At 58.0% G+C, this 7,271-nt stretch carries 7 protein-coding genes; 6 read left to right on the top strand and 1 reads right to left on the bottom strand.

The genetic code is table 11. The annotated features are described in order from the left end of the window. Nucleotides 1-161: 161 nt before the first annotated feature. Nucleotides 162-824, bottom strand: coding sequence for a 4'-phosphopantetheinyl transferase (locus L0H65_RS11250; RefSeq protein ID WP_301459073.1), 663 nt, complete (start codon nt 822-824; stop codon nt 162-164). Between the two features lie 501 nt (nt 825-1,325). Here L0H65_RS11250 and L0H65_RS11245 point away from each other — a divergent pair. The 6 genes from L0H65_RS11245 to L0H65_RS11220 all read left to right on the top strand — a co-directional run. Continuing rightward, on the top strand, nt 1,326-2,918 hold the full coding sequence (locus L0H65_RS11245; protein WP_301459072.1) for an ABC transporter substrate-binding protein: 1,593 nt from the start codon (nt 1,326-1,328) through the stop codon (nt 2,916-2,918). 83 nt (nt 2,919-3,001) lie between these two features. Further along, entirely contained in the window at nt 3,002-4,093 is a 1,092-nt protein-coding gene (locus L0H65_RS11240; protein ID WP_301459070.1) for a Xaa-Pro peptidase family protein, read from the top strand. Continuing rightward, the gene (locus tag L0H65_RS11235; RefSeq protein ID WP_301459069.1) at nt 4,093-5,100 is read left to right on the top strand and encodes an ABC transporter permease subunit; all 1,008 of its coding nucleotides are present in this window, start codon (nt 4,093-4,095) and stop codon (nt 5,098-5,100) included. The genes L0H65_RS11240 and L0H65_RS11235 overlap by 1 nt, the downstream gene beginning before the upstream one ends. After that, nucleotides 5,100-6,002, top strand: a complete 903-nt coding sequence (locus tag L0H65_RS11230) for an ABC transporter permease subunit (RefSeq protein WP_301459068.1) — start codon at nt 5,100-5,102, stop codon at nt 6,000-6,002. Before L0H65_RS11235 ends, L0H65_RS11230 begins: the two co-directional genes overlap by 1 nt. 3 nt (nt 6,003-6,005) lie before the next feature. Further along, the gene (locus L0H65_RS11225; protein WP_301459066.1) at nt 6,006-6,983 is read left to right on the top strand and encodes an ABC transporter ATP-binding protein; all 978 of its coding nucleotides are present in this window, start codon (nt 6,006-6,008) and stop codon (nt 6,981-6,983) included. After that, a partial coding sequence (locus tag L0H65_RS11220) for an ATP-binding cassette domain-containing protein (protein ID WP_301459065.1) occupies nt 6,980-7,271 on the top strand: 292 nt, incomplete at its 3' end. The genes L0H65_RS11225 and L0H65_RS11220, both read left to right, overlap by 4 nt.

The following is a 7,271-nucleotide window of genomic DNA, read 5'->3' as shown; positions in this document are numbered from 1 at the left end:
CTGCTACGCAACCGATTGCTAAACTGTGTATCTTGCAGCGCAATGCTCAACCGATGGAAGGGGGATTCGCTGAATGGCGGATGGCCGAGTTCCTCTCTGACCCAGCAGCGCGTGCGCGAGGGTGCAGGGTCACGAGATCAAGACGGATGAGGCGACCGCGTTCATTTCGGCACCTGTACCAGTGTCACACATTCAACCGAATCCACCCGGTAAAGCGCCTGATAGGATGCCCCGTCAACTGCCAGATGCAGCCGGTCCGGGGCAATACAGGTCAGGATGACATCGTGAAATTCCAGCACCCGGTCCAGTCGCGCAGAAAGGGCTTTGTAAAGCGCCTCCTTGGCCGAGAAAGCCAGCGTCAGGAAGGCAGGGAAGGGCAGGGGGCTGGGGCACAATGCGGCTTCCGCCTCAGTCAGGATCATCGCGTGCAATTCTTCCGCCTGCGCGGTGGGCATAATGGTTTCGCAATCGACCCCAAGCCCGGAAAGCGTACAGGACAATGCCGCAATGACCCGGTTTCCCGCATGACTGATGGAGCCTGCGGCAGGCGCCGGCCAAACCGGCACACGTCCTTTCTGGCCGAGCCTCTCCGGCAGATCAGCGGCACGCAACACCAAGGCCGCACAGATGCGCCCCGCCAGGTATTCGCCCCGCCGCTTTGGCACAGCCGCGCATAAATCGGCGGGAAGGGTGACGCTGACAGGCCCGAGCGGGTCTTCGCTGTAGTCAAGCCGTGTCAGGTCGGAGGGTGCAAAACGGCCCTCGCGCCAGTGCAGCGCGGGCAGGGAAAACGGGTTTTGCGTTATCAGCCGACCCTCGATCATAGTGACACCAGATAGAAGATGGCAGGGGCCGTCAAGAACACACGCACGCAAACCGAAGCCTGCCCGCTGAGGTTGCGCCGCGCGTAGAGCCCCCAAAAGGGGATAATATCAATCCCGCTCTCAACGAGGCATCAATCGCTGTCTTGGCTTTGTCGCCGCCGCCGCTCGATTTCAATGCAATTCCAAGACCATCCACCGCTCTGTCGCTTGTGTTCTTACTCCACCACCGCACAGACCGACGGACCGGAGGTGGCGCGGCATGTTGCCCTTGTTCTCGCGCGTTTCCAAATCGGGCTTGCGCATTTCGACCCAAGAGCTAATAATTTGACCATTGCTAAATGGGTCGCGGCGGGTTTCCGCTTGCCGCCAATGACTCAGAAGGGGATGGTTGAGCGGTCAACACTGCAAAGGGTCACCACCAAACCTGAAAAACGGAAAAACTCCTTCATGTAATCGAATTGCAGGAGGGGGGAACAAAACTTGTCCAAGAAGGGAAAACATATGTCACTGAAGAAAACACTGGCTTCGGGTCTGATGGTCGCCGCACTGATGGCCTCCACCGCCTCGGCCAAAACTATGGTCTATTGCTCCGAAGGCTCCCCCGAGGGGTTCGACCCGGCGCTGTATACCGCAGGCACCACGTTCAACGCCTCCTCGCGCACGATCTATGACCGTCTGGTCGAATTTGAAGCGACCACCACGGCAACCAAACCCGGCCTTGCCGAAAGCTGGGATATTTCCGATGATGGTCTGGAATACACCTTCCATTTGCGCAAAGGCGTGAAGTTTCAGTCGAGCGACAGCTTCACCCCAACGCGCGATTTCAACGCCGATGACGTGATTTTTACCTTTGACCGTCAGCGCAAGGAAGATAACCCCTATTTCAAGGTTGAGGGCGGGAGCTGGGAATATTTCAACTCCATGTCGATGCCCGACCTGATCAAGGAAATCGTCAAGGTCGATGACAACACGGTGAAATTCGTGCTGAACCGCCCTGAAGCGCCGATGATCGCGAACCTCGCGATGGATTTCGCCTCTATCGTGTCGAAAGAATACGCTGATGCGATGCTGGCTGCCGGTACGCCGGAAATGCTGAACCAAGCACCGATTGGCACCGGTCCGTTCAAGTTCGTCGCCTATCAGAAAGACGCCGTGATCCGTTTTGCCGCCAACCCTGATTATTGGCAGGGCGCATCACCTTTGGATGATCTGGTGTTTGCGATCACGACTGACGCATCCGTGCGCTATCAAAAGCTGAAAGCGGGCGAATGCCAGATCATGTCCTACCCGAACCCGGCAGACGTGGCGGCGATGAAGGCAGATTCCAGCCTTAACGTGATGGAGCAGGAGGGTCTCAACGTCGGCTATCTGGCGTATAACACCATGCAACCGCCTTTCGACAAGAAAGAGGTCCGCAAGGCGTTGAATATGGCCATCGACAAGAAAGCCATTCTGGACGTGATTTTCCAAGGCTCCGGCACCATCGCCAAGAACCCGATTCCACCCGCGATGTGGTCCTACAATGATGCCGTCAAGGATGATCCGTTTGATCCGGAAGCGGCGAAAAAGATGCTGGCAGATGCCGGTGTCAAGGATTTGTCGATGAAGATCTGGGCGATTCCGGTGCAGCGTCCCTACAACCCGAACGGTCGCCGCATGGCCGAGTTGATGCAGGAAGATTTGGCAAAGATCGGTGTCAAGGTTGAAATCGTTTCCTATGAGTGGGGCGAGTATCTGGAGCGTTCCAAGGCGAAGGACCGTGACGGTGCTGTGCTTCTGGGCTGGACCGGCGATAACGGCGATCCGGACAACTTCCTTGCCGTGCTGCTGGGTTGCGATGCTGTCGGTGGTTCCAACCGCGCACAATGGTGCAACAAGGACTTCAACGACCTGATCATGAAAGCCAAGGTGATTTCCGATCAGGCGGAGCGTGCGAAGCTTTATGAGCAAGCGCAGGTTGTCTTCAAGGAAGAAGCGCCGTGGGATACCATCGCCCATTCGGTCGTCTTCACCCCGATGAGCGCCAAGGTCGAAGGCTACAACATGAGCCCGCTGGGTTCTGTTCGCTTCTACGGTGTTGATCTGAAAGAGTAATCTTTCCAAGAAGTGAAGGGGGCCAATCTGGCCCCCTTCGCATCTTTGCTCTTTCCAGCTTGTTTGCCATTAGGGACGCGCCCATGACTGACCGCTATGCCGAACACCGCCGGGTTGCCCGCGATCTTGGTGTCGATGCCATCGCCCTCGTGCCCGGTTTCAACTTTGAGCGGCTGTTCAATGCACGGTTCGGCAGCCATGAACGCCCGATGGTCATCATCATCCCGGCCAATGGCGCGCCGGTGGCACTGGTCCCCAATCTGGAACTTCTGTCCTTTGCGGAACTTGGTTTCGAAGGCCGGGTGTTCGATTGGCGCGATCAGGTGGGCTACACGGACGCATTCACGGCCATGGCCGCGCATCTGCCGTTGAAATCCTTGGCCGTTGAAGGTCAGGTGATGCGGGTTTTCGTGCATCACGCCCTTGCCGCGGCCTATCCGGGATTGCGGATTGTCGATGCGGAAAAGCAGATTTCCGGTCTGCGGCTGTGCAAGACCGAGGCCGAGATTGCGGCGCTGACTCGTGCCATTCGCCTGTCTGAAGCGGCGTTGGCGGAAACCGTGGCCGAAGTTAAAGTTGGCATGACGGAAAAGGCGATCGAAAGCCTGCTGGTCTCCGCCCTGTTCCGCAATGGCGCCGAAGGCTTGTCCTTCGGCTCTATCGTTGCGGCGGCGGGCAATGCCGCGATGCCCCACGCCCATGCCCGCGATGTCGCGATCAAGGCGGGGGACGCTTTGCTGATTGATTTCGGTGGTCGCAAGGATGGCTTTGCCGCTGATATAACCCGCACCTTCTTTGTTGGGCACGCCGACGACCGCGCGCACCAGGTCTATGACACCGTGCTGCGCGCCAATCTGGCCGGGTTCAAGGTGACAAAAGCCGGTGTCACGGCGCATCAGATCGACGATGCGGTAATTTCCGTGCTGGAGGCATCGCCCTTCGCCGATTACATCCGCACCAAAACCGGTCACGGATTGGGCCGCGATGTGCATGAAGCCCCCTATATCATGCGCGGCAACCATGAGGTTCTGGCGGCAGGTACGGTCTATACTAACGAGCCGGGGCTTTACATCCCGGATGAAATTGGCGTGCGGATCGAGGATGATGTGCTGGTCACTGATGGTGGATGCATCTCTCTCACCCAATATCCCAAAACCCTGACGGTGATCGGCTGATGCTCAAATATTTCGCCTCAAGACTGCTGACGTTTCTGCCGACCTTCATCGGCGTGACGCTGATTTCCTTTGCGTTTATCCGCGTGTTGCCGGGTGACCCGATCACTGTGATGGCAGGGGAGCGTGGGGTCGATCCCGCACGCTATCAGGAATTGTTGCAGCAATTCGGTTTTGATCAACCGCTGATCGTGCAATATTGGCATTATATCGTCGGCGTTTTGCATGGTGATCTGGGCAAATCCTTCGTGACGAAGAAGCCGGTCTGGGATGAGTTTTTTGCGTTGTTCCCGGCGACGTTGGAACTGTCGATCTGCGCGATGTTCCTTGCCGTTGCCCTTGGTCTGCCTGCGGGCGTGATTGCTGCGGTGAACCGTGGTAAATTCTTTGACCGCGCGCTGATGTCGACGGCACTGGTCGGGTATTCGATGCCGATTTTCTGGTGGGCGCTGTTGCTGATTATCGTCATGTCGGGTTGGTTGGGTCTGACCCCTGTATCCGGGCGGATCAGCTTGCTGTTCTATTTCCCAAGGGTCACGGGCTTCATGCTGATCGACAGCTTGCTGTCAGGGCAGAAAGGCGCTTTCACCTCTGCCGTCAGCCATCTGATTTTGCCGACAATCGTGTTGGGCACCATCCCGCTGGCGGTGATCGCGCGGCAAACCCGGTCGGCGATGCTGGAGGTGTTGTCGGAGGATTACATTCGTACTGCGCGGGCCAAGGGACTTTCTCCCTACGGGGTCAATTTCGTTCACGCGCTGCGCAATGCAATGATTCCGGTGATCACGGTCATCGGTCTGTCGGTCGGCACCCTGCTGGCCGGCGCGATTCTGACCGAGACGATTTTCAGTTGGCCGGGCATCGGCAAATGGATGGTCGACAGCATTTTCCGCCGTGACTACCCGGTTGTGCAAGGCGGGTTGTTGCTGATCGCCGTGATGGTGATGATCGTTAACCTGACCGTCGACGTGCTTTACGGCTTTATCAATCCCAAGATCAGGAAACGCTGATGACCGATGTGACCCAAGCCGCCGCAGAAACGCAGGTCCGCCCCGGCCGGTTAAGCGAATTCTGGCACTATTTCCGCGAGAACCGAGGCGCGGTTTTTGGCCTTTGGGTTTTTGCTGCCTTTGTCGCAGTGGCAATTTTTGCCGATTTCATCGCACCCTATAACCCGACCGAACAGTTCCGCGACCACCTCTTGCAGCCCCCGTTCTGGGAGGAGGGCGGCTCCACGGCGTATCTGCTTGGCACCGATGCGGTGGGTCGCGATATGCTGTCGCGTTTGCTGCATGGTGCGCGCTATTCTTTCTATGTCGGTGTTGTCGTTGTGCTGATTTCGGCCACTGGCGGGATTTTGATCGGCCTCTTTGCCGGATTTGCGCCGAAATGGGTCGATACCCTGATCATGCGGGTGATGGACATCATTCTGGCGTTCCCGTCCTTGCTGCTTGCCTTGGTGCTGGTGGCGATTCTGGGGCCAAGTCTGACCAACGCGATGATCGCCATCGCCATCGTCTCACAACCGCATTATGTGCGCCTGACGCGGGCAAGCGTGATGTCGGAATTGTCGAAGGATTACGTCACAGCCTCACGCACCACGGGGGCGGGGCTTGCCCGGTTGATGTTTATCACCGTGCTGCCGAACTGCCTGTCACCGATAATTGTGCAAGGCGCCTTGTCGTTTTCCAGCGCCATTCTGGATGCGGCGGCCTTGGGTTTCCTTGGCATGGGCGCGCAACCGCCAACCCCGGAATGGGGCACCATGCTTGCCGAAGCGCGGGAGTTTATCTTGCGCGCGTGGTGGGTCGTTACATTTCCCGGTCTGGCCATCCTGATCACCGTTTTGGCGATCAACCTGATGGGTGATGGTTTGCGCGACGCACTTGACCCCAAGCTGAAGCGGAGCTGAGCCATGTCCCTTTTGGAAATTCGCAACCTCAGCGTTGATTTCACCACCGCCTCCGGCGCATTTCGGGCGGTGGATGGTGTGGATGTTTCCGTCGACAAGGGCGAGATTCTGGCGATTGTCGGCGAAAGTGGGTCGGGCAAATCGGTTTCGATGCTGGCGCTGATGGGGTTGTTGCCGTGGACGGCAACGATCACCGCCGACGTGCTGCAATTTCAGGGCCAGGATTTGCGGGAGCTGACACCAAAGGCGCGGCGCAAGATTATCGGCAAAGACATGGCGATGATCTTTCAGGAACCGATGTCCTCGCTCAACCCCTGTTTTACTGTGGGATATCAGATCAAGGAACCGTTGCGCCTGCATATGGGGATGGACAGTTCGGCGCGGCAAAAACGTGCGATTGAATTGATGGATTTGGTCGGCATCCCGTCTCCCGAAAGCCGGTTGAACAACTTTCCGCACCAGATGTCGGGCGGGATGAACCAGCGGGTGATGATCGCGATGGCAATTGCCTGTAATCCCAAGCTGTTGATCGCGGATGAACCGACAACCGCGCTGGATGTGACGATTCAGGCGCAAATCCTTGACCTGCTGACCGGATTGCAGCGCGACACCGGCATGGGGTTGATCCTGATCACGCATGATATGGGTGTGGTGGCCGAAAACGCCGAACGGGTGTCGGTGCAATATGCGGGGCAAAAAGTGGAGGAGCAGCCGGTCGGCGAGTTGTTCGAGCATCCGCACCACCCCTATACCGCCGCCCTGCTGGCAGCCCTGCCCGAACGCGCGACCGAGCGGCTTTTGCCGACAATCCCCGGCGTGGTTCCGGGTCAATTCGACCGGCCCAAAGGCTGCCTGTTCTCGCCCCGTTGCAGTTATGCCGATGACCGTTGCCGCAGTACACCACCGACACCTTGCGGGCCGGAACTGGGTTTGGCGCGCTGCCACTATCCTTTGAACGCAACCGAGGAGGCCAAGGTATGAATGCGCCCGTCATTCAGGCCGAAAATCTGAGCCGCCACTATGAAGTTGGCGGTGGGCTGTTTCGCAAGCCGCAAGTCGTGCGCGCGTTGTCGGAGGCGAGTTTCACGCTATATTCCGGCAAAACGCTTGCGGTGGTCGGTGAAAGCGGATGCGGCAAATCCACCCTCGCGCGGTTGATCACGTTGATTGAGGAACCCACGGGCGGGCATTTCCAACTGAACGGCAAACAGGCCACCCGCGACAATTGGGCCAGCCTGCGGACCGATGTGCAGATCGTGTTCCAAGACC

This window comes from Pseudorhodobacter sp. (assembly GCF_030452865.1).
GTDB lineage: Bacteria > Pseudomonadota > Alphaproteobacteria > Rhodobacterales > Rhodobacteraceae > Pseudorhodobacter.
This window is presented reverse-complemented; position numbering and strand designations above follow the sequence as displayed.